We start from the raw sequence: 20,039 nt of genomic DNA on the forward strand, positions 1-20,039 counted from the left end.
TGTTTTTTATCCAAAATAATATCCAATGGCAAGAAGGTCTGCATCATCTGCTTCCACTTTCTGAATGGCTTCCACATAGGAACCATTTCCAGCATCACCGCTGCCCGTTTTGCAGTAAACATCTCCAGTACTTTTTTCCACCAGAATATAGGGCAGATTTTCCATGCCTTCAAACAGGTAATATCCCGCAATGACATCTTCTGACACATGCAGCGCGTCAATTTCTGCCGCCAGTTTCTTGGTGATTTTCGGGTCAACAAGCGTATCCTCATGGACATAACCCTGTTCCTGCTGGGCTTCCAGACAGGATGTGAGGACTTCTTTCGCCTTTTCCAGCGCTTCTTCCTCTGTCAATTCTGTTCCCCGGAAATCTACACTGATCAGGGGATTCTCCAAAGGCATAACACCTTTTCGCATATATGTCACTTCTGCCCCCAACGCCTCGGAAACATCCCGGAGGGGCAGCATTTTACTGGTATCCAATGTGCTTTCCTTACTGCTGACTGTCAGCTTCTGATTGCCTCTAACCAGCAAAAGTCCGTTGCCTTCTTCCCGCAGTTCAAAGCCCATATCGTTGATGAGCACCCACAGAGGCACATATGCCGTATCCTTTGCAATGAGTACAGGCGCATCCACATATTTTCCATCACACAGAAGGAAAACATGCTTCTCCCCTTCTTTCAAATAAAAGAGGGGTTCTTCTTCCACAGTGAAGCCATACTTCCAATCACCGGATGCATAATCTTCGTCCGTATTGTCTATGGTGCATCTATATTCCGGCGGAGAAAGTTCTTCCTGCTCCGCCCCAAAAACAGGAGTCTGCCAAAGCATGATACAGGACAATAAAGCCGCAAAGCATCTTTTCTTTTTCATGGGGCATCCTCCTTTCCTTGTATTTTCGCACAATATCCTAGTATCATTTTCTCTTTTTCAGGCGAAAAAAACAAGGCGAATCCCATGAAATATATTGACATTTCTTTTAACTTTTTATTACAAAAGTTCATAAATAGAAAAAACCTGCGCAAAAAAGCAAATTCCCCTTAAGAATACATTGGGTTTCCTTTTTCTTGATTTCTTAAGGGGAATTGCGACGGCTATCTTCAGAAGAAAACATATCAAATAAAAGCTTATAAAAATAAGCAAGCTGGAATCCTCTATATCATAAGGATTTCAGCTTGCTTTGTTGTCTTATGAAGATGCCCCTAACACAGGCTCTTTTTTTCTTTGCGTATTTTTCAAAATCAGATCTGGAATACGTCTGTTTTGTCTGTCTTTTCCCAAGGCAGATCCAGGTCTGTTCTGCCGAAGTGACCATAAGCCGCAACCTGTTTGTAGATAGGTCTCAGCAGGTCGAAGTTCTTGATGATCGCAGCGGGACGCAGGTCGAAGTTGCGCTGTACCAGTTCTGTGATCTTATCATCGGAGATTTTGCCTGTACCGAATGTATTTACCAGAATGGAAACAGGTTTTGCAACGCCGATAGCGTAAGCCAGCTGTACTTCACATTTGCTTGCGATGCCGCTTGCAACGATGTTCTTTGCAACGTATCTTGCTGCGTAGCATGCGGAACGGTCTACCTTTGTGGGGTCTTTGCCGCTGAATGCGCCGCCGCCGTGAGCAGCGTAACCGCCGTAGGTGTCAACGATAATCTTTCTGCCTGTCAGACCGCTGTCACCCTGAGGGCCGCCGATAACGAATCTGCCTGTGGGGTTGATGTAGTATTTTGTGTTTTCATCCAGCAGGTTTGCATCGATAACTTTCTTTACAACGTGTTCGATGATGTCTGCACGAATCTGTTCCTGTGTTGCTTCGGGGTCATGCTGTGTGGAAACAACGACTGTGTCAACACGAACGGGTATGTCGTCTACATATTCTACTGTTACCTGTGCTTTACCATCGGGACGCAGATAAGACAGTGTACCGTTTTTACGTACTTCTGCCAGTCTTTTTGTCAGTCTGTGGCTCAGAGAGATGGGCAGGGGCATCAGTTCTTCTGTTTCGTCACAAGCAAAACCGAACATCATACCCTGGTCGCCAGCACCTGTATCAAATTCGCTGTCGTCTTCGCCTGTTTTGTTTTCCAGGGCTTTGTCTACACCCAGAGCGATGTCAGGAGACTGACCGTGGATGGATGTGATCACGGAGCATGTGTCGCAGTCAAAACCATATTTTGCACGGTCGTAACCGATCTGACGCAGAGTATCGCGAACGATGCCTTCTACATCAACATAAGCGCTTGTGGTGATTTCACCCATTACGAAAATGATACCTGTTGTGGTGCATGTTTCGCAGGCAACTCTTGCCTTAGGGTCTTTTGCCAGAATTGTGTCCAGAATGGCGTCGGAGATCTGGTCACAGATCTTGTCGGGATGTCCTTCTGTTACGGACTCAGATGTGAATAATCTTCTGCTCATAATTTCCTCCAGTTTGTTTTTTTGTATTATCAAGTTTCAGTCGTTCTTTGGGACGCTGTAAAAGGCATAAAAAAAAAGCCGCAGGGCTTTCTCGTTTTTACTCATCTTCCGCAAAATATGCGGGGGAATTGGCACCGATGCGTTTCCGCCGGTTGCCGGGTGTCACAGGGCCCTGTCCCTCAACCACTCTTGATAAGTTTCCTTATTGACTTCTGTGGTATTGTAGCAGGTTCTGCCCTGTCTGTCAATGTTTTTGGCGCAAAAATCCCAGTAAAATCGTACACTTTTCCGATATTGTATAACTTTTCCCGAAATTCCGCGCCCTTTCCATGCAAAACGCCCATAGGGTTAGCCCAGATATGGCTCCATAGCTTCCCGCCATGCTTCTTCCAAACGGCTCAAAGACCATGCCGCATTGGCAGGGCTGGTGGAAGGCAGTTTCACAGCAGAGATACCTGTCTTTGGAAAAAGGTATTTCCGATATAATTTTTCCGCTGTTGCGCCATTGGCAAAAATGGGGATATTCCCTGTTTGCTCCAAAATGGGTGTCAAATCCACAGGCACTACATCTTTGATGGAGCTGTCACTGCTGCCAACGATGGTGCATCTCTCCACCACATCATAAAGGGCAATGCCGTGGCGCAGGAGCATTTCTGTTTTTTCTTCCTTTGTCACAGGGGTTTTCTCGCCGCAAAGGATGGCAATGAGTTTCCAGAAACGATTCTGAGGATGACCATAATAAAAGTCGTTTTCTCTGGATTTCACAGAAGGCACTGTGCCCAGAATGAGCAAACGGCTGTTTTTGTCGAAAATAGGCGAAAAGGTATGCTGTACAGTGATGGGTTCCATGGATGATTCTCCTTTGCTTACTTTTGCTTTATGATACGGCTTTTCCTATGAAAAGGCAAGCAAAAAGAACGTTGCCAAAATCCCCATAAAAACAGGGCAGTCAGAACCCTTTGATTCCAACTGCCCTTCTTTTCTATAAGATAGGCTCATTATTTTCCTTTCACAGGAAGTTCATTGAACCACAGACCACCTTCTACCACAGTGGTATCGGTATAGCCGAAATATTTCAATCTCTGCTGCAGCATATAAGCACGTTTGCTCTTTGTGCAGATGATCATCAGTTTTTCGTCTTTGTCTACATCTTCCAAAGGTCCGTGTACCTGTGCCACATCCACAAATTTTGCATTGGGAATAGATGGTGCCTGTGCCGCATCCAGCACGCGGTATCCTTCGCCTCTGTTTTCCATATATTCCGCAGGAGTCATGGATTCCAGATCCCCATTCATTTTGTTCAGCAGGATATTCACTGCCGCTACAAAGGGATGGATGGCTGTGGAGAAAGGAGGCGCATAAGCCAAATCCAGATTTTCCAGCTGATCCAGTGTCGCACCCAAGGAAATGGCTGTCACACCGATATCCACCATTTTATCTACAGCGCCGGGACCCATAACCTGAATGCCCAGCAGTTTCTTTGTATTCTTGTCCACAATGAGTTTTGTGATGAAGTTATCCGCACCGGGATAGTAATGGGCTTTATCGTCATTGACTGCCACAACGGTTTCCACATCATAACCTGCTGCTCTGGCTGCCGCCTCATTGAGCCCTGTTCTGGCTGCGTTCAGTCCGGGCAGTTTCACAACAGCTGTCCCCAGCACGCCAGCAAATTCTTTTTCTCTGCCAGCCAGCACTTCTGCCAGCACACGTCCTTCCATATTTGCCGCGGAGCCCATGGGCGCCCACGCCATTTCACCTGTCAAACGGTTGGTTACCACTGCACAGTCCCCAGCGGCGTAAACATCCGGCAGATTTGTCCGCAGAGATTTATCTACCAGAATGGCGCCGTTTTTGGCAAATTCCAGACCAGTTTCTTTCAAAAATGCAGTGTTTGGACGGATGCCCAGAGAAAGTACCACCACATCCGCAGGGATAAGTCCCTTGTCTGTCTGTACACCTTCTGCTTTTTCACTGCCTGTGATACCTTCCATTTTTGTGGAAGTGGAAACATGGATACCGACCTTTTCCAGATGTCTTGTGCCATAAGCGGCAAATTCCGGGTCAAAACCGGGCATCACCTGAGGTGCCATATCCATAACAGTTACATCTAAGCCCTGTTCCAGCAGGTTTTCCGCTACTTCCAGACCGATGAAACCGCCGCCGGCAACAACAGCTGTTTTTGCGCCGCTGGCTTTCACATAGTTTTTCAGACCTTCCGCATCATCAGGAGTGCGCATGGTAAATACGCCTTTCAGATTGACCCCCTGCAAAGGTGGAACGATGGAGGAAGCCCCTGTGGAGATGACACATGCGTCATAAGGATAAACTTCTTCTTCGCCTGTTGCCAGATTTTTCGCTGTTACAGTCTTTCCCGCCGCATCCAGTTTCACCGCTTCTCTGCCTGTCAAAACCTTTGCCCCTGTGAGGGTCGCGAATTTTTCCGGTGTATTGACAATAATCTTTTCCCGATCTGTGATGACATTCCCTACATAATAAGGAATACCACAGCCAGCATAAGAAATATCCGCATCTTTGGTGAGGATCAGCACTTCCGCGTCAAAGCGCAGACGTTTCAGTTTCGCCGCTACCTTTGTACCTGCTGCCACACCGCCTAAAATCAAAACACGCATCATAATCCATTCCTCCAATCCCATTGATCTGTCGTTTTCTTGGATTCAGTATAGTCCTTTTCCCACCATTCCTTCCGTAACTAAGTCACAGGAAATAACCGCAAATTTTCGCCCATATGGCACGAAATATGCATAAAATGATTTTTTCCGTACTGAAAATCATATTTTTTCTTTGGCAAAAACCCTGGATTTACGGGCTTTTTTCCCATTGTTCACGTTATTTTTTCGATTTTTCAAAAATTTTTTCAAAAACTTTGGAACTTTTCAAAAAAAGCTCCCGTCTGAATAAGCGTAACAAACAATCAACAAAAAAAACAACGCAAAAAACGAAACATACATTTTTTGATTAACAGGAGGAATTCACTATGAAAAAGAATCTGAACAAAGTATTGGCACTGACACTGGCATTCACTGTTGTAGGCAGCACAGCTGCATACGCAGAAGTGATGAAAGGCGAAACAACAGCAACACCTGTTCCCATCAGCACAGAAGCTGACGATCAGGCAGAAGCATCCGCTTATATCAGCAACACAGGCAAAATCACAGAAGTAGCTGACACAGAAGACGGCAACAAAGTATTCACCATGGACAACGAAAACGGCGGTCTGCGTTTTGTAGTATCTCCCACAACAACCATCGTTGACAGAGAAACAGGCAGCGTGATCACAGCTGACAAACTGACAGAAGGTATGGAAGTTGCAGTCATCTACGGCGCAATGGCACCCATGGGCATGAGCATGCCTCCTTACATGGGTCAGGTAACAGCAGTGGTTGCAAACGCTGACAAAGGCTCCATCTCCGTTGGTCACTTCAACGATGACCTGCTCAACGAAAAAGACCTGCTGCAGCTGAACATTTCCGAAGATACTACCATCCTGACAACTCTGGGTACAAAAAGCATCCTGAGCGCTGACGATGTAAAAGGCAAAGATGCTGTTGTATTCTACGACATCACAACAAGAAGCATCCCCGCACAGACAAATCCTTCTCTGGTACTGCTGCTGGAAGAAAGAGAAGCTGCAACAGAAGATACTGAAGAAGCTGCTGTTGATACAAAATCCGTAGAAGCACCTGAAATGGTAGCACTGCGTGACGCAGCAGAAGCAAAAGGCTACAGCGTAAAATGGCAGGGCAAAACAGCTCCCGTTGTACTGGAAAAAGACGGTATGACCGCACAGATCACACTGGGCAGCACAACATATGTTGTAGAAGGCGACATGGCAATGACATCTTCCGCTGCTGCTGAACTGACAGACGGCGTACTGTACGTATCCGCTGACGTTGTGGAAAACCTGAAATAATGACCCCTCCTCCCATTGGGAGATGTAAAGAAGCCATACTTCCTTTAGGGAGGTATGGCTTCTTTTTGCGTCATGGAAATTTGTTTCGAAAAATAATGAAAAACTTTAATAAATTCGCAAAACTATCCACACAAAAATATGATATGATAATACTATCTTAAAAAAACATCAATACCGATCGGGGAGGTTATTTATATGGTTTTTTATTTTTCCGGCACCGGAAATTCCTATCATGTAGCGAAAAAACTAGCAGAAGGTCTTGGCGAGAAAATGATCGACATGGCAAGAGCCACAAGAGAAGATGCTTACGAATATACCCTGAAAAAAGGGGAAAAACTGGGCTTTGTGTTCCCTGTTCACGCTTGGGCGCCACCCCAGATGGTGGAGCAGTTCGTTCAGCGTCTGGAACTGTATTATGAAGAAGATGTTTACACCTACGCTGTCTGCACCTGCGGGCAGTCTGCCGGGGAAACCATGTCCATTCTGGAGGCTTCTCTGGAGGCAAACGATCTTTCTCTGGACAGCGGCTATTCCGTGATCATGCCCGATAACTATGCCGTATTGTTCAAAGCGCCTTCACCGGAAACCCAAAGACAGATGCTCCGTCAGGCAGACGAAATCGTACAGCTCATCCTGCGGGCAGTCAAACTGGAACGGAAAGACTTCTTCCGTGTGAAAAAAGGCAAAGGCGGCACATTCCTCAGCAATGTGGTGAATCCTCTGTTCCGCCGTTTCGCCACCAAAACAAAACCCTTCTATCCCACTGTGGACTGCATCGGCTGCGGCATCTGCGCCTATGTTTGTCCTTCCGGCTGCATCAAAATGACAGCAGGGGTTCCCGTTTGGGAGGAAGACCATTGCTACATGTGCATGTCCTGTTTGCAGCACTGTCCCAGACAGGCCATCCAGTATGGCAGAGGCACCGCAAACAAAGGACGTTATCTGCACCCCGATTACCGCAAAAAGGAGTGATCCCATGAAAAAAAATAGATTTCTGGCAGCTTTCACTGCCTGCACACTGCTGGCACTGACTGCTTTTGGTTCCTTTACGGAAGCCGCCGCTGCGGACAGCCGCACAGCAGCCCTGACCACTCAGGCAGAAAGCTACTTCAATTTCCATAAGGATACCCAGCACTGGGGCGAAGCAAAGACATACGTCAGCGCAAAAGAACCTTTTTCCTATGCTGTGCAGTATCCTGTGACAAATCAGGCGGCTTTGGATGAGCAAATCATCAAAACCCTGAAAACAAAGGCCGATGCTTTTGAAACCGCCTACACCAAAGCGGCAGAAGAAAAAGCCGAGGAAAAAACGCCCAGCAAATACACAGGCACCCTCATCATTGGCTATGATTCCTACATCACCAAAGACAACATTGCCAGTGTATCGTTTCTGGAAACACGGAAAATCGACGGCGCCTACACAGAACCGGCATCCTGGAGCACATATCTGTTTGATGCCGCTACAGGCAAAGCTTTGACGGCTGCGGATATTTTCCGGGATTCCTACCGTGAGAAAGCATCCGCTTATGCCTTAGATTATTTCCAGAAACACGAAACCTACGGCAAGCAGCTTTTCGGCAATTACAAAGCCCTTCTGGCGCCGGAAAGCGATGTGTTCAGCACATTTGCTCTGACTGACGACAGCGTGATTTTCTACATTGACAAATATGAGATTCTTCCCGGCAAATACGGTGCCATCCGCCTGGAAATCCCCAGAGAGGTGTTCAAAGGTTCCTTCCTGACAGACCCTGAGGAAGTTCCACCCGTTGTGGAAGAACCTGCCCAGCCTGAGGGAACCACAGAAGAAACCGGACGGGTCATTGACCCCAACAAGCCCATGGTGGCATTGACTTATGACGACGGTCCTTCTCCTACAGCCACCAACGCCATTCTGGATGTGCTGGAAAAATACAACGCAGTGGCTACCTTCTATGATGTAGGCTATCGTGTGGCACAGTATCCCGATGTGGTGAAACGGGAAGCAGCCCTGGGCTGTGAAGTAGGTAGTCATTCCTATGACCACAAGGATTTCAAAAAACTTTCTGCATCCCAGATTCAGGCAGATGTGAAACAGGTCAATGCAGCCTTCGCCAAAGCAGGCGTGAAACCTACTTCCTTCCGTCCTCCTTACGGCAACACAAACGCCACCGTACAGGCAAATGTTCCCCTGCCCATCGTCACATGGTCTGTGGATACACTGGACTGGAAGACACGGAATGTGGACAGCATCCTGAAAGAAGTGAAAGCAGCAGGCAATCTGGACGGCAAAGTCATCCTGATGCACGGCATCTATGACACCACCGCACAGGCAACGGCAAAACTGGTTCCTATGTTACAGGAACAGGGCTATCAGCTGGTAACCGTTTCCGAGCTGATTCAATACAAACACAACGAAACACCAAAAGCTGGAAAAGTTTACGGCTATTCTTATTTCCAGTAAATCTACATAAAAAAGCGTTCTGCGGAAATTCTCCACGGAACGCTTTTTCTGCTTTAAGATTCTTTTTGTTTGATTTCGTCCAGACTTTCCTGATGATGGCGCTTCATGCAGGCGAAGGTTTCCTCGCTGATGATATGCTCCATCCGGCAAGCATCTTCCAGGGCTGTTTTTTCCGAAACGCCGATGCGCATGAGGGACGCAGCAATGACACAGTGCCGTTCATAGGTGGCTTCTGCCACTTTTCTGCCTGCTTCTGTCAAGGCGATTTTGCTGCGGTCTGTGACGGTGATATAACCTTCTGCCCGCAGTTTCTTCATGGCATTGCTGACACTGGGCTTGCTGAATCCCAATTCTGTGGCAATGTCGATGGCGCGGACGTAGCCTGTTTTCTGCTGTAAAATATATATGGTTTCCAGGTAATTTTCCATAGATTCTCTTGTTTTAATCATTTTCTCACCCCAAAGTTAAACTTGTTTCTATGGTAACAGAGTTTTCCCAAAGATACAACTGCAAATACAAAACTTTCCGTTTTCACAAAAAATTTTACACTTTCCATTGACAATTTACGGAAAATATTGCATCATAAAGATACGTATACAGGCATCATACACCTGTATATCAAAAATGCTTGTTTCTGCGCAATATCGTCCTCTCCTGACGGTTTTGCGTATTGAATCAAACTTTTCATCTCTTCATGTCATTGTCCCTCCGTACATGGAAAACTCCCCCCAATTCCGTTTTTCATGTATTGACAATGACAGCCCTTTCAAAGGAGACGGCAGTTTCCCCCCAAAACAAACTGCCGTCTTTTTTGTTGTCTGAAAATGCATTATTGAACCAAAATTTTACATATTTATAGAAACAGGAAGTGATTTTATGCAAGCGATGCCGGAGCGCTGGACACCGGAAACCTACAACGATTTTCTTGCGGAATTGAAACAGGAGGCAGATGAAGCCTACCGTCTGTTTAACGAAAAACTGCTGGCTTCTGAACTGCCCACTCTGGGACTGCGACTGCCTTTTCTGCGCAAAACGGCAAAAGCCATTGCCAAAGGCGACCCCAATGGATTTCTGGCTGTCTGCGGCAAAACATATCACGAAGAACGGCTTCTTTACGGGCTGGTAGCTGCGGAACTGCCCTATGCGGACTTTCTGCCTCACAGCGACAAAATGGCAAAATTCCTTGTGGAAAACTGGGCAATCTGCGATACCTTCTGTTCTTCTCTGAAAAAGGTACTGTCCCATAAAGCAGACAAAGCCCACTATTTCCGCTACATCTCCGTGTATCTGTCTTCCCTGAATCCATGGACAGTACGGGTATGGCTCATTGTCATGCTCCACCATTATCTGACACCCACCACCATCAATACGGTTCTGACTCGTACGCTGGCAGTGGACTCAGACTTCTATTATGTCCGCATGGCGCAGGCATGGCTGATGGCAGAAGCATGGGTGAAATTCCCCGAAGAAACAAAGAAAGCTGTCCTTGCCGCCAATTTAGACCCTTGGGTATTCCGTAAATTCGTACAAAAAGCACGGGAATCCAGACGGGTTTCTGATGAGGACAAGGAGTATCTGAAAAGTCTGCTTTCCTAAAAACAAAAAGCCTGTATTTTCAGCTCATTGCCGAAAATATGGGCTTTTTTTGATACACTTTTCCCATTGACAGCCATGGTATCTGCCATTAGTTCCCATGATACAATACAGATAAAAAAATAGCCGGAAAACCTTTTGGGAATTCCGGCTATCTTTTTCTTCTTCATGAAGATGTTCTAGTAAAGTCTTCTAATTTCAGAATACTTTTTTACTGAATATCTACCACTTCGTAGCCTGCATCTGTGACAGTCTGCACCAGTGTTTCATCGCTGACATCTTTGGACAGTGTCACCGTTGCGCTTTTGCCTTCCAGACTTACTTCCGCTGTTACGCCTTCCAGATCGTTCAGGGCTTTTTCCACTCTGCCTGTGCAATGATTACACATCATACCTTCAATTTTCAATACTTTTTTCATACCAATTTCCTCCTTATGATTTGATTCTTTCTGTATATTTTCTTTCGGCAAAGCCGTTGTTGTCTTCGCGTATTTCGGGCGGAAGAGCCGCAGTCTAAGGGCGTTCCCCACCACAAAAGCAGAGCTGAAACTCATTGCCGCCGCCGCAAACATGGGATTCAGTTTCCATTCCAGCAGAGGATAGAAGACCCCAGCCGCCAGAGGGATACCGCAGGCATTGTAGAAAAATGCCCAGAACAGATTTTCTTTGATGTTGCGGATGGTAGCGTGGCTCAGTTCAATGGCTGTCACCGCATCCATGAGGTCGCTTTTCATTAAGATAATATCCGCGGATTCCATGGCAACATCTGTACCTGCACCAATGGCAACACCTACGTCCGCACGCATGAGGGCAGGAGCGTCGTTGATGCCGTCTCCAATCATAGCAACTTTTTTGCCCTGTTCCTGCAAACGGCGCACTTCCCGTTCCTTATCCTGAGGCAAAACTTCCGCAATGACCTGAATATCTAATTCCTTGGCAATGGCTTCTGCTGTCCGTTTGTTATCCCCTGTGAGCATGACCACTTCAATGCCCATCTGATGGAACGCGTCCACAGCGGCTTTGCTGGTAGGCTTCAAGGTATCTGCCAATGCCACAATGCCCAGAAATGTTTCATTTTCTGCAAAGAACAGAGGCGTTTTTCCCGCTTCTGCCAGATCCACGGCTTTTGCTTCCCATTCTCCCAGCTGGATGCCTCTTTCCTGCATCATTTTCAGATTCCCAGCCAGAATATGTTTTCCTGCCACATCGGCTTCCACGCCTTGACCTGCTGTTGCGGTGAGGTTTTCCGCCTTTTCAAAAAAGACTTCCTTTTCTTTGGCATAGGCAACAATGGCTTCTGCCAAGGGATGTTCCGAAAGGGCTTCCACTGCCGCCGCCTGTTTCAGCAGACGGTTTCGCAGAATACCTTTTGCCAGCACCACATCAGTGACAACGGGCTTGCCTTCTGTCAAAGTGCCTGTTTTGTCCAGCACCACAGTCTGCACCTGATGGGCAATTTCCAGACTTTCGGCGGATTTTACCAGAATACCGTATTCTGCGCCTTTACCTGTGCCCACCATGATAGCGGTAGGTGTTGCCAGACCCAAAGCACAGGGGCAGGAAATGACAAGCACCGCAATACCGATGGACAACGCAAAGGAGAAAGGCTGATTTCCAGCCACAAACCAGATGACTGCCGCCAGAACAGCAATGGTAATAACCACGGGCACAAATACACCGCTGACTTTATCTGCCATTTTGGCGATGGGTGCTTTGGATGCCCCTGCTTCTTCCACCAGCGCGATGATCTGGGACAAAGTGGTATCTTTGCCGACTCTTGTAGCCGTCATGCGGAAATAACCGCTTTTGTTGACAGTCGCACCGATAACTGTATCGCCCACCTGTTTTTCCACAGGGATACTTTCGCCAGTGATGGCGCTTTCATCCACAGCGGAAAAGCCTTCCATGATTTTACCGTCTACGGGAATCCGCTGTCCCGGTTTTACGATGATGGTATCCCCTGTCACCACTTCTTCCACAGGGATTTCCTGTTCCACACCATTTCGCAGGACCGTGGCTGTTTTGGGTGCCAAGTCCATGAGTTTGCTGATGGCTTCAGAAGTTTTCCCTTTGGAACGGGTTTCCATATATTTCCCCACAGTGATGAGGGTCAAAATCATAGCCGCGGATTCAAAATACAGCTCCATACCGTAATGATGGGCTGTCATCAAATCCCCATGCCCCATTGCGTAAGCCATGGAATAAATAGCAAACACACTGTAAACCACTGACGCCGCAGAACCCAGCGCAATGAGGGAATCCATGTTAGGCGCGCGATTCCACAAAGCTTTGAAGCCTACCACATAATATTTCTTGTTGATGATGAGTACGGGAATGGTCAAGAACAGCTGTGTCAAAGCGAAAATCATGACATTTTCGTCCCCCAGCAAAATGGCAGGCAATGGTGCTCCCATCATGTGCCCCATGGAAATATAGAACAGGGGAATCAAGAAACAAAAGGATGCGATAAGCCGCCGTTTCATATGGTGCATTTCTTCCGCTGCCACATTTTTCGGCGCTTCCTGCGTTTTGGTTTCTCCCTGTACCGATGCGCCATAACCGCCGCTTTCCACCGCATGGATAATATCCGTCGTACCAAGGGCATTGTCGTCATACTCCACCACCATACTGTTCTGGAGCAGGTTTACGTTGACACACTGGACACCTTCCAGCTTGCTGACGCTTTTCTCCACATGGGCAGAGCAGGCAGAACAGGTCATACCCGTCACGTCAAATTTTTGTTTCATGGCATTTCCTCCTTATTTCAGTATTTTGCCCAGCATAGCCACCAGTTCATCTACCTTTTCTTCCTTTTCGGCATCGGTGGTGGCTGCTACCACACAACCCTTTAAATGGGCTGTCAAAATTTCCTTGTTTGCTTTATTGAGAATGGCTTCCACTGCCATGAGCTGCTGGGAAATATCCATACAATAGCGGTCATCCTCCACCATTTTCAAAATCCCATCCAGCTGTCCTCTGGCTGTTTTCAGCAATTTCGTAATCTTATCTTTATCTGCACGCATGGTAACACACCTTTCCCTCTTTATACCCTCCCCCCTAGGGGGGTATCCTTTCTGAGGACAGTATATCATACCAAAATGGTAGGTGCAATACCTTTTTGATATTTTTCTTTCTTTTTTCCCATACAGTTGTATAATGGATAGAAAAAGGAGGTAATACATATGTCTACACAAAACACACCTTTACGCAGAAAAGACCGCTTGAGAACACAGGAAGAAGCCAGAGCCATTATGGAAAGCTGTGACTTTGCCGTATTATCCACCACAGACAATGAAAACATGCCTTATGGCGTACCTGTTTCCGTAGTTCTGGAGGAAAATCACCTCTATTTCCACTGTGCCAAAGCCGGTCGAAAACTGGAAAATATCCAGCAAAATCCCCATGTTTGCCTGACTTTTGCCAAATTACGTCTGGTAGATGGCGAAAATTTCACCACACGTTATGAAAGCGTCATTGCCGAAGGCACCGCTGCCATTATAGAGGAAGAAACAGAAAAACGCCATGCCCTCCAGCTTCTCTGCCGCCGTTACACCCAGCACAGCGACGAAGAAATCGACGCATACATCCAGCATTACTTTGCCCAGACAGGGGTCGTGCGGATAGATTTGGAAAGCATTTCAGCAAAAGCAAACATTTAACATTTTCGAAGGCTGAAAAATCAAGGATTTAACATTTCATCGCAACATATTTTCCACAGATTTCTTATAGATTTTACATAGATTTAACAGAAATAAAGTAGCAGACTTAACAAATCAAAGGCAAAATAATAGTGAAAAAAGTAGAAAACGAGGGGAATTTAATTTGTACGCAGTTATTGACATTGGCTCCAACACCATCCGTTTGGTGCTTTATAAAATCGAAAACAATCAAATCAAATCATTGCTCAACAAAAAAAGCCCTGCCGGTCTGGCAGGTTATATCAATAAAGACCGCTGCCTGAAAAAAAGCGGTATTCGTAAGGCTGTTGCAGTCCTTTCCGAATTTAAGGAAATTCTGGATCATATGACCATTCAGGAAGTTTTTCCCTTTGCCACCGCTTCCCTGCGCAACATCAACAACGCACCGGAAGTGCTGGAAGCCATTCGGGAAAACTGCGGCTTTGAAGTGCGCATCCTTTCCGGCGAAGAAGAAGCTATCTTCGACTATTACGGCGCACTGCAGGCCATGGAAATGGACAAAGGTCTGCTGACCGACATCGGCGGCGGCAGTACCGAGCTGGTATTCTATCAGGATCACGCCATCCAGCGGGCAACTTCTCTGCCTATGGGCTCTTTGAACCTGTACCAGCAGTATGTAAAAAATCACCTCATTGCGAAAAAATCCGAATTACAGCAGATTCAGAAAGAAGTGCGCAAAAAATTACAGGAATTACCGCCTCAGAAAGCGGTCATTTCCGACCTGTGCGCCATCGGCGGTTCTGCCCGTGCGGCCATGCAGATGGTGCAGGCTGTTTCCAAAAAGAAGAAGGAACAGCCCCTTCCTTATTACGATCCTGCCTGTCTGAAAGCCATTCTGGACAGTGCATGTGATACACCTGATATTTTTATCAAACAACTACTGAAAACCGCGCCTGACCGTATCCATACGTTCCTGCCCGGTATTACAGTTTTATATACCATTGCTGAGTTTTACAACATCTCCCGCATTACCACCATCAACTATGGTGTCCGGGAAGGTTATTTGTACTATTTGTTAGAACAGAGGGGGAAAATCCATGGGCACTAAAAAATATCCGTTCACTCAAAACCGTGAACTTTCTTGGCTGCGGTTCAATGACCGTGTCCTTAGTGAAGCCATGGATGAAACCCTGCCTTTGCTGGAAAGATTGAAGTTTATCTCCATCTTCACCAGCAATTTGGATGAATTTTTCATGATCCGTGTGGGCAGCCTTTTTGACATGATGCATGTCAAAGCCCATGCCATCGACAACAAATCCGGTATGACCCCCAAAGAACAGCTGGAACACATTTACCGCGCTGTGCATCCCCTTTGCGAAAAGCGGGATAAACTCTTTGGCAGTATTCAATTGCAGCTTCGCGCCCATGGCGTTTCTCACCTTGCCTATGAAGAACTGGAATCTGTGGAACAGAAATATGTGAAGCAGTACTTCAAATCTTCCGTCTTGCCTATCTTATCTCCGCAGATTGTGGATACCCACCATCCGTTTCCACATCTGCAAAATAAAGTCATCCATGTATGCGCGATGCTGAAATTCAAAAGCAAACAGGTCTTTGCCGTTATTCCTGTGCCTCAGGCACTGCCTGAAGTTTTGTTCCTGCCGGGAATCGACGTGCGTTACATCCGTATGGAAGACATCATACTGGAATTTATGGACCAGGTTTTCGATAACTACACCGTCGATGAAAAGGTTTGTATCTGCATCACCAGAAACGCGGATATCAACCCCGACGATGAAGCCTTTGACGTAGGCAGCGACTTTCGGAAAAAAATGAAGAAAGTGCTGGGACAGCGGCGGCGACTGGCGCCTGTGCGTATGGAGATCTCCCATTCTATCAGCGAACATTTCATCTCCTATCTTTGTGAACATCTGACACTGACGCCTGCCATGATTTACACCACATCCGCCCCTATGACCATGGGATATGTATTCTCCCTGGCGGATAAGCTCACCGACACCAAGCGGAAAGCGTTGACCTACCCTGTTTTTAAACCACAGTATCCTGCCCGCATCCACAAAAACGAAAGCATTTTGCGGCAGGTGCAGAAAAAAGACATCCTGCTTTCCTATCCCTTTGAAAGTATGGAGCCTTTCCTGCAAATGATCAAGGAAGCATCCAATGACCCTACAGTCATTTCCATTAAAATTACCATTTACCGTCTGGCAAGAAAGACCAAACTGGTGGAATATCTCTGCAACGCGGCGGAAAACGGTAAGGACGTTACCGTCCTCATCGAGCTGCGGGCACGTTTTGACGAGCAGAACAACATCGACTGGTCAGAACGTCTGGAGGAAGCCGGATGCACCATCATTTACGGCTTCGAGGATTACAAAGTTCATTCCAAACTCTGCCTCATCACCAAAAAAGAGCGGGGCGAAATCCAGTACATCACCCAGATTGGTACCGGCAACTACAACGAGAAAACAGCAGAAATGTACACAGACCTTTCTCTGCTGACAGCCAATCAGGAAATCGGTCAGGATGCCAATATTTTCTTCCAGAACATGGGCATCGGCAACCTCATGGGCAGCTACAAAAACCTGCTGGTTGCCCCTGTGAGCCTGAAAACCTCTGTCATGCGCCTCATTGACAAGGAAATCGCCAAAGGAAATGACGGACGCATTTTCCTGAAGCTCAATTCCCTGACAGATATCGACATCATTGAAAAGCTGAAAGAAGCCTCCTGTGCAGGGGTGCAGATTCAGATGATGATCCGCGGCATCTGCTGCTTACTGCCGCAGGTTCCCGGCATGACAGAAAACATCCGTGTGTTCAACGTGGTAGGACGTTATCTGGAACACTCCCGTATCTACTGCTTCGGCAGCGGCAAAAACGAGAAAATGTATATTTCCTCCGCCGACTTTATGACCAGAAACACGGAACGCCGTGTGGAAGTGGCAGCACCCGTTTATGACCCGGACATCCAAGCACAGATCCACAACGTCATGGATGCAGCCAAATCCGATAACGTGAAAGCGCGTATCCTCTGTGCCGACGGGGAATACATCAAGAAACCCTTTACTGGCACTGCCGTTGACAGCCAGCAGCTTTTGATGCAGCAGGCACAACAGCAAGCGACAACTCCATCCGAACTGCCGCAGAAAGAAGGCTTTTTCTCCCGTCTGCGCCATCGGATTTTCAAATAGACAACATCTCCCTATCTTCGGGCAATGTGTTTTCATCGCTGCGCATTGCCGTATATACCAAAAAAAGACGTGAACTTGAGGAATCTCTTGTCCACGTCTTTTCTTATTTCTTTTTATATTGCTTATTTGCCTGCCAGATATGCACGCAGCAGTTCTTCCATGGCTTCATAGCTTTCCATGAAATTCATTTTGCCCCGCAGTTCAGAAGCGCCGGGCAGTCCTTTCATATACCAAGCCATGTGCTTGCGCATTTCTCTAACGCCGATATACTCCCCTTTGTAGTCAACGAGCATACGGGCGTGACGCAGGGCTTTTTCCACCCTTTCTTCTGCTGTAGGCTCCGGCAGAAGCTCTCCTGTTTCCAGATAATGAATGATGCGCTTAAACAGCCAAGGGTTCCCCTGAGCGCCTCTGCCTACCATAATGGCATCACAGCCGGTGTAATCCAGCAGAGCCTTGGCATCCTGTGGCGTAAACACATCCCCATTGCCAATAACGGGAATAGAAACGGCTTCTTTCACCTGACGGATAATATCCCAGTCGGCTTTGCCGCTGTAATACTGTTCTCTGGTGCGTCCATGGACTGCTACTGCTGCCGCGCCGTTGGCTTCGGCAATTTTCGCCACTTCCACAGCGTTGATATGGTCGTCGTCAAAGCCTTTACGGAATTTGATGGTAACAGGCTTCTTCTGGCTTTCCACCAGAGATTTTACAATCTGCCCAACCAGTTCCGGTGTTTTTGTGATGGCGCTGCCTTCCCCGTTTTTGACGATTTTGGGTGCAGGACAGCCCATATTCACATCAATGATATCAAAGGGGTAAGGCTCGATTTTCTTGCCCATTTCCCCCAGAATTTTCGGGTCAGAACCGAAAAGCTGAATGGCTGTGGGGCGTTCTGCCGCCTCCACCTGCAACAGTTCTGTGGTGTTTTTGTTGTTATATAAAATGCCTTTTGCGCTGACCATTTCGGAATACACCAGACCGCAGCCCATTTCCTTGCAGAGCAGACGGAAAGGCAGGTCTGTGACCCCAGCCATGGGCGCCAGAAAAACATTGTTGTCCAATGTTACATTTCCAATTTTCATTTTCTTCCTCCAACATGCGATTTCTGCCCGTTTTCCGGGCTTTTCCTATCCTATCATATCAGAAAAAAACAGGCAAGACCTGAAAACAAAATTTCTGTCTGCCTGTTTTGGATTTACTTGTTTTTGTGATACAGAATCTTCAGACCTTTCAGTGTCAGAACAGGGTCAAGAACATCGAAAATCTTACGGTCAGGGTCGATGACTCTTGCCAGACCGCCTGTGGCAATGACCTTCATATCCGGCATATTCAGCTCTTTTTTCAGCTGGTCAATGATATAAATGGTCTGTCCAATATGCCCCAGCACCAGACCTGCCTGAATACTGCCCACTGTGTTTTTCACAATGATGGACTTTGGCTTTTTGATCTCAATCTTCGGCAGCTGTGCCGCACGCTGTGTCAATGCATCTGCGCAGACAGAAATACCTGGTGTAATGAGACCTGTGATAAATTCGGATTTTTCATTCAATACGTCAAAGGTATTGGCTGTGCCGTAGTCGATGACCACCGCAGGACCGCCATAAATTTCATTGACTGCCACCAGATTAACGATACGGTCTGCCCCAACGCCTTTGGGGTTGTCACGTTTAACAGAAATGCCTGTTTTCATGCCTGCACTGACAATCATAGGCTCAATATGGAAATATTTCCGAATGCCCTGTGTCAGAGAATACATGATATCCGGCACAACAGAAGAAATGATGACCGCGTCAATGCTGCTTGCCTTTACATCGGAAGCGTCAAAGAGGGAATGGATAAAGATACCCGTTTCGTCTGCAGTTCTGACACCGGCTGTTGCCATACGCCAGCACTTAATGAGTTTATCCCCGCGGTATACCCCCAAAACATAGTTGGTATTCCCTACATCAATTACCAAAAGCATGTATATTTCCTCCTAAAAATCATCTTCTGTTCCGATTCTTTTCATAAAGCAGGCGCAAGCCCTGCAATGCCAGAACCGGGTCGTATACATCGAAGATTTCTTCGTTTTCATCAATGACTTTCGCCAGACCGCCTGTAGCGATGACTTTCATATTCGGCAGATTCAATTTGTCCTTAATCTGCTGGATGATATAAATGGTTTCGCCAATATGTCCCAACACCAAACCAGCCTGAATACTGTCCACTGTATTTTTCGTAATCAGTGTTTCAGGACGTTTGATTTCAATCTTCGGCAGCTGTGCAGCTCTTCTTGTCAGAGCGTCTGCGCAAATCTGCACGCCGGGTGCAGTGATGCCTGTGAGAAATTCGCCTTTTTCACTGACAACGTCAAAAGTTGTGGCTGTGCTGTAATCCACCACAATGGCAGGACCGCCGTAGAGTTCATAAGCTGCCACCAGATTGACGATACGGTCTGTCCCCATTTCCTTGGGGTTTTCCATCCGCAGATTGATGCCTGTTTTCATGCCGGCACGAACCACCATAGGCTCTCTCTGCAAATATTTTCGAATGCCGCTCAACAGGGAATACATTACGTTTGGCACTACGGAAGATACCACAACGGCGTCGATTTCAGAAATATCCATACCGGAGTGGACAAACAGCATCCGCAGCAGCATACCTGTTTCATCGGAAGTACGGCTGCTGAGGGTGGAAAGCCGCCAGTTTGCCACCAGCTTGTCCCCGTCAAAGACGCCCAATGTGCTGTTGGTATTGCTTACATCAATGACTAAAATCATGCTTGATCTCCTCTGCTCAAAAAAATACCTTTCTCAAAAAACGGCACGGG

17 protein-coding genes and 1 riboswitch are annotated in these 20,039 nt (G+C 47.0%); of the genes, 7 read left to right on the forward strand and 10 right to left on the reverse strand.

From position 1 onward, the window contains the following. Nucleotides 1-6 precede the first annotated feature (6 nt). From BUB35_RS00455 to BUB35_RS00470, 4 genes are all read right to left on the reverse strand, one after another. Nucleotides 7-873 carry a hypothetical protein gene (locus BUB35_RS00455; protein WP_072847976.1) on the reverse strand — a complete coding sequence of 289 codons (867 nt, stop codon included), beginning with the start codon at nt 871-873 and terminating at the stop codon, nt 7-9. A 368-nt stretch (nt 874-1,241) separates the two neighbouring features. Further along, nucleotides 1,242-2,414, reverse strand: a complete 1,173-nt coding sequence (gene metK, locus BUB35_RS00460; protein ID WP_072847977.1) for a methionine adenosyltransferase — start codon at nt 2,412-2,414, stop codon at nt 1,242-1,244. A 98-nt stretch (nt 2,415-2,512) separates the two neighbouring features. Then, a riboswitch (SAM riboswitch) is annotated at nt 2,513-2,613 on the reverse strand. A gap of 149 nt (nt 2,614-2,762) precedes the next feature. Next, entirely contained in the window at nt 2,763-3,263 is a 501-nt protein-coding gene (locus tag BUB35_RS00465) for a DNA-deoxyinosine glycosylase (RefSeq protein ID WP_072847978.1), read from the reverse strand. A gap of 149 nt (nt 3,264-3,412) precedes the next feature. Next, a complete protein-coding gene (locus tag BUB35_RS00470; protein WP_330391014.1) occupies nt 3,413-5,050 on the reverse strand; it encodes an FAD-dependent oxidoreductase in 1,638 nt (545 codons plus the stop codon). A 362-nt stretch (nt 5,051-5,412) separates the two neighbouring features. On the opposite strand from BUB35_RS00470, the gene BUB35_RS00480 reads away from it, so the two are divergent. From BUB35_RS00480 to BUB35_RS00490, 3 genes are all read left to right on the forward strand, one after another. Continuing rightward, nucleotides 5,413-6,348 (forward strand): copper amine oxidase N-terminal domain-containing protein, encoded by a 936-nt coding sequence (locus tag BUB35_RS00480; protein WP_072847980.1) that lies wholly within the window; start codon nt 5,413-5,415, stop codon nt 6,346-6,348. Between the two features lie 195 nt (nt 6,349-6,543). Further along, nucleotides 6,544-7,320, forward strand: a complete 777-nt coding sequence (locus tag BUB35_RS00485) for an EFR1 family ferrodoxin (RefSeq protein WP_072847981.1) — start codon at nt 6,544-6,546, stop codon at nt 7,318-7,320. 4 nt (nt 7,321-7,324) lie between these two features. Next, the gene (locus BUB35_RS00490; RefSeq protein WP_072847982.1) at nt 7,325-8,788 is read left to right on the forward strand and encodes a polysaccharide deacetylase family protein; all 1,464 of its coding nucleotides are present in this window, start codon (nt 7,325-7,327) and stop codon (nt 8,786-8,788) included. 53 nt (nt 8,789-8,841) lie between these two features. On the opposite strand, the gene BUB35_RS00495 is transcribed toward BUB35_RS00490, so the two are convergent. Further along, nucleotides 8,842-9,234 carry a metal-dependent transcriptional regulator gene (locus BUB35_RS00495; protein WP_072848075.1) on the reverse strand — a complete coding sequence of 131 codons (393 nt, stop codon included), beginning with the start codon at nt 9,232-9,234 and terminating at the stop codon, nt 8,842-8,844. A 430-nt stretch (nt 9,235-9,664) separates the two neighbouring features. On the opposite strand from BUB35_RS00495, the gene BUB35_RS00500 reads away from it, so the two are divergent. Further along, complete coding sequence (locus BUB35_RS00500) at nt 9,665-10,384, forward strand: DNA alkylation repair protein (protein ID WP_072847983.1); 720 nt, start codon at nt 9,665-9,667, stop codon at nt 10,382-10,384. A 208-nt stretch (nt 10,385-10,592) separates the two neighbouring features. On the opposite strand, the gene BUB35_RS00505 is transcribed toward BUB35_RS00500, so the two are convergent. Both BUB35_RS00505 and BUB35_RS00510 read right to left on the reverse strand, forming a co-directional pair. Further along, nucleotides 10,593-13,127, reverse strand: a complete 2,535-nt coding sequence (locus BUB35_RS00505; RefSeq protein WP_072847984.1) for a heavy metal translocating P-type ATPase — start codon at nt 13,125-13,127, stop codon at nt 10,593-10,595. Between the two features lie 12 nt (nt 13,128-13,139). Beyond that, nucleotides 13,140-13,403, reverse strand: a complete 264-nt coding sequence (locus tag BUB35_RS00510) for a metal-sensing transcriptional repressor (RefSeq protein WP_072847985.1) — start codon at nt 13,401-13,403, stop codon at nt 13,140-13,142. 159 nt (nt 13,404-13,562) lie between these two features. On the opposite strand from BUB35_RS00510, the gene BUB35_RS00515 reads away from it, so the two are divergent. The 3 genes from BUB35_RS00515 to ppk1 all read left to right on the forward strand — a co-directional run bounded on the left by BUB35_RS00515 (nt 13,563) and on the right by ppk1 (nt 17,227). Further along, nucleotides 13,563-14,039: a pyridoxamine 5'-phosphate oxidase family protein gene (locus BUB35_RS00515; RefSeq protein ID WP_072847986.1), complete on the forward strand. Its 477-nt coding sequence runs from the start codon at nt 13,563-13,565 to the stop codon at nt 14,037-14,039. A 163-nt stretch (nt 14,040-14,202) separates the two neighbouring features. Next, a complete protein-coding gene (locus BUB35_RS00520; protein ID WP_072847987.1) occupies nt 14,203-15,126 on the forward strand; it encodes a Ppx/GppA phosphatase family protein in 924 nt (307 codons plus the stop codon). After that, nucleotides 15,116-17,227 carry a polyphosphate kinase 1 gene (gene ppk1, locus BUB35_RS00525; protein ID WP_072847988.1) on the forward strand — a complete coding sequence of 704 codons (2,112 nt, stop codon included), beginning with the start codon at nt 15,116-15,118 and terminating at the stop codon, nt 17,225-17,227. The genes BUB35_RS00520 and ppk1 overlap by 11 nt, the downstream gene beginning before the upstream one ends. Before the next feature lie 122 nt (nt 17,228-17,349). Here ppk1 and dusB read toward each other — a convergent pair whose 3' ends face one another. From dusB to BUB35_RS00540, 3 genes are all read right to left on the reverse strand, one after another. Further along, entirely contained in the window at nt 17,350-18,312 is a 963-nt protein-coding gene (dusB, locus tag BUB35_RS00530; RefSeq protein ID WP_072847989.1) for a tRNA dihydrouridine synthase DusB, read from the reverse strand. Between the two features lie 113 nt (nt 18,313-18,425). Continuing rightward, entirely contained in the window at nt 18,426-19,193 is a 768-nt protein-coding gene (locus tag BUB35_RS00535; protein WP_072847990.1) for a type III pantothenate kinase, read from the reverse strand. Between the two features lie 19 nt (nt 19,194-19,212). After that, nucleotides 19,213-19,989, reverse strand: a complete 777-nt coding sequence (locus tag BUB35_RS00540; RefSeq protein WP_072847991.1) for a type III pantothenate kinase — start codon at nt 19,987-19,989, stop codon at nt 19,213-19,215. Nucleotides 19,990-20,039: the final 50 nt, after the last annotated feature.

It is taken from the genome of Anaerotignum lactatifermentans DSM 14214 (genome assembly GCF_900142265.1).
Classification (GTDB): domain Bacteria; phylum Bacillota; class Clostridia; order Lachnospirales; family Anaerotignaceae; genus Anaerotignum; species Anaerotignum lactatifermentans.

Bases quoted from the DNA above. Each gene is read 5' to 3' on its own strand.
- BUB35_RS00455 (WP_072847976.1), bottom strand. From the start codon at position 873: ATGAAAAAGAAAAGATGCTTTGCGGCTTTATTGTCCTGTATCATGCTT.
- metK (WP_072847977.1), bottom strand. From the start codon at position 2,414: ATGAGCAGAAGATTATTCACATCTGAGTCCGTAACAGAAGGACATCCC.
- BUB35_RS00465 (WP_072847978.1), bottom strand. From the start codon at position 3,263: ATGGAACCCATCACTGTACAGCATACCTTTTCGCCTATTTTCGACAAA.
- BUB35_RS00470 (WP_330391014.1), bottom strand. From the start codon at position 5,050: ATGATGCGTGTTTTGATTTTAGGCGGTGTGGCAGCAGGTACAAAGGTA.
- BUB35_RS00480 (WP_072847980.1), top strand. From the start codon at position 5,413: ATGAAAAAGAATCTGAACAAAGTATTGGCACTGACACTGGCATTCACT.
- BUB35_RS00485 (WP_072847981.1), top strand. From the start codon at position 6,544: ATGGTTTTTTATTTTTCCGGCACCGGAAATTCCTATCATGTAGCGAAA.
- BUB35_RS00490 (WP_072847982.1), top strand. From the start codon at position 7,325: ATGAAAAAAAATAGATTTCTGGCAGCTTTCACTGCCTGCACACTGCTG.
- BUB35_RS00500 (WP_072847983.1), top strand. From the start codon at position 9,665: ATGCAAGCGATGCCGGAGCGCTGGACACCGGAAACCTACAACGATTTT.
- BUB35_RS00505 (WP_072847984.1), bottom strand. From the start codon at position 13,127: ATGAAACAAAAATTTGACGTGACGGGTATGACCTGTTCTGCCTGCTCT.
- BUB35_RS00510 (WP_072847985.1), bottom strand. From the start codon at position 13,403: ATGCGTGCAGATAAAGATAAGATTACGAAATTGCTGAAAACAGCCAGA.
- BUB35_RS00515 (WP_072847986.1), top strand. From the start codon at position 13,563: ATGTCTACACAAAACACACCTTTACGCAGAAAAGACCGCTTGAGAACA.
- ppk1 (WP_072847988.1), top strand. From the start codon at position 15,116: ATGGGCACTAAAAAATATCCGTTCACTCAAAACCGTGAACTTTCTTGG.
- dusB (WP_072847989.1), bottom strand. From the start codon at position 18,312: ATGAAAATTGGAAATGTAACATTGGACAACAATGTTTTTCTGGCGCCC.
- BUB35_RS00535 (WP_072847990.1), bottom strand. From the start codon at position 19,193: ATGCTTTTGGTAATTGATGTAGGGAATACCAACTATGTTTTGGGGGTA.
- BUB35_RS00540 (WP_072847991.1), bottom strand. From the start codon at position 19,989: ATGATTTTAGTCATTGATGTAAGCAATACCAACAGCACATTGGGCGTC.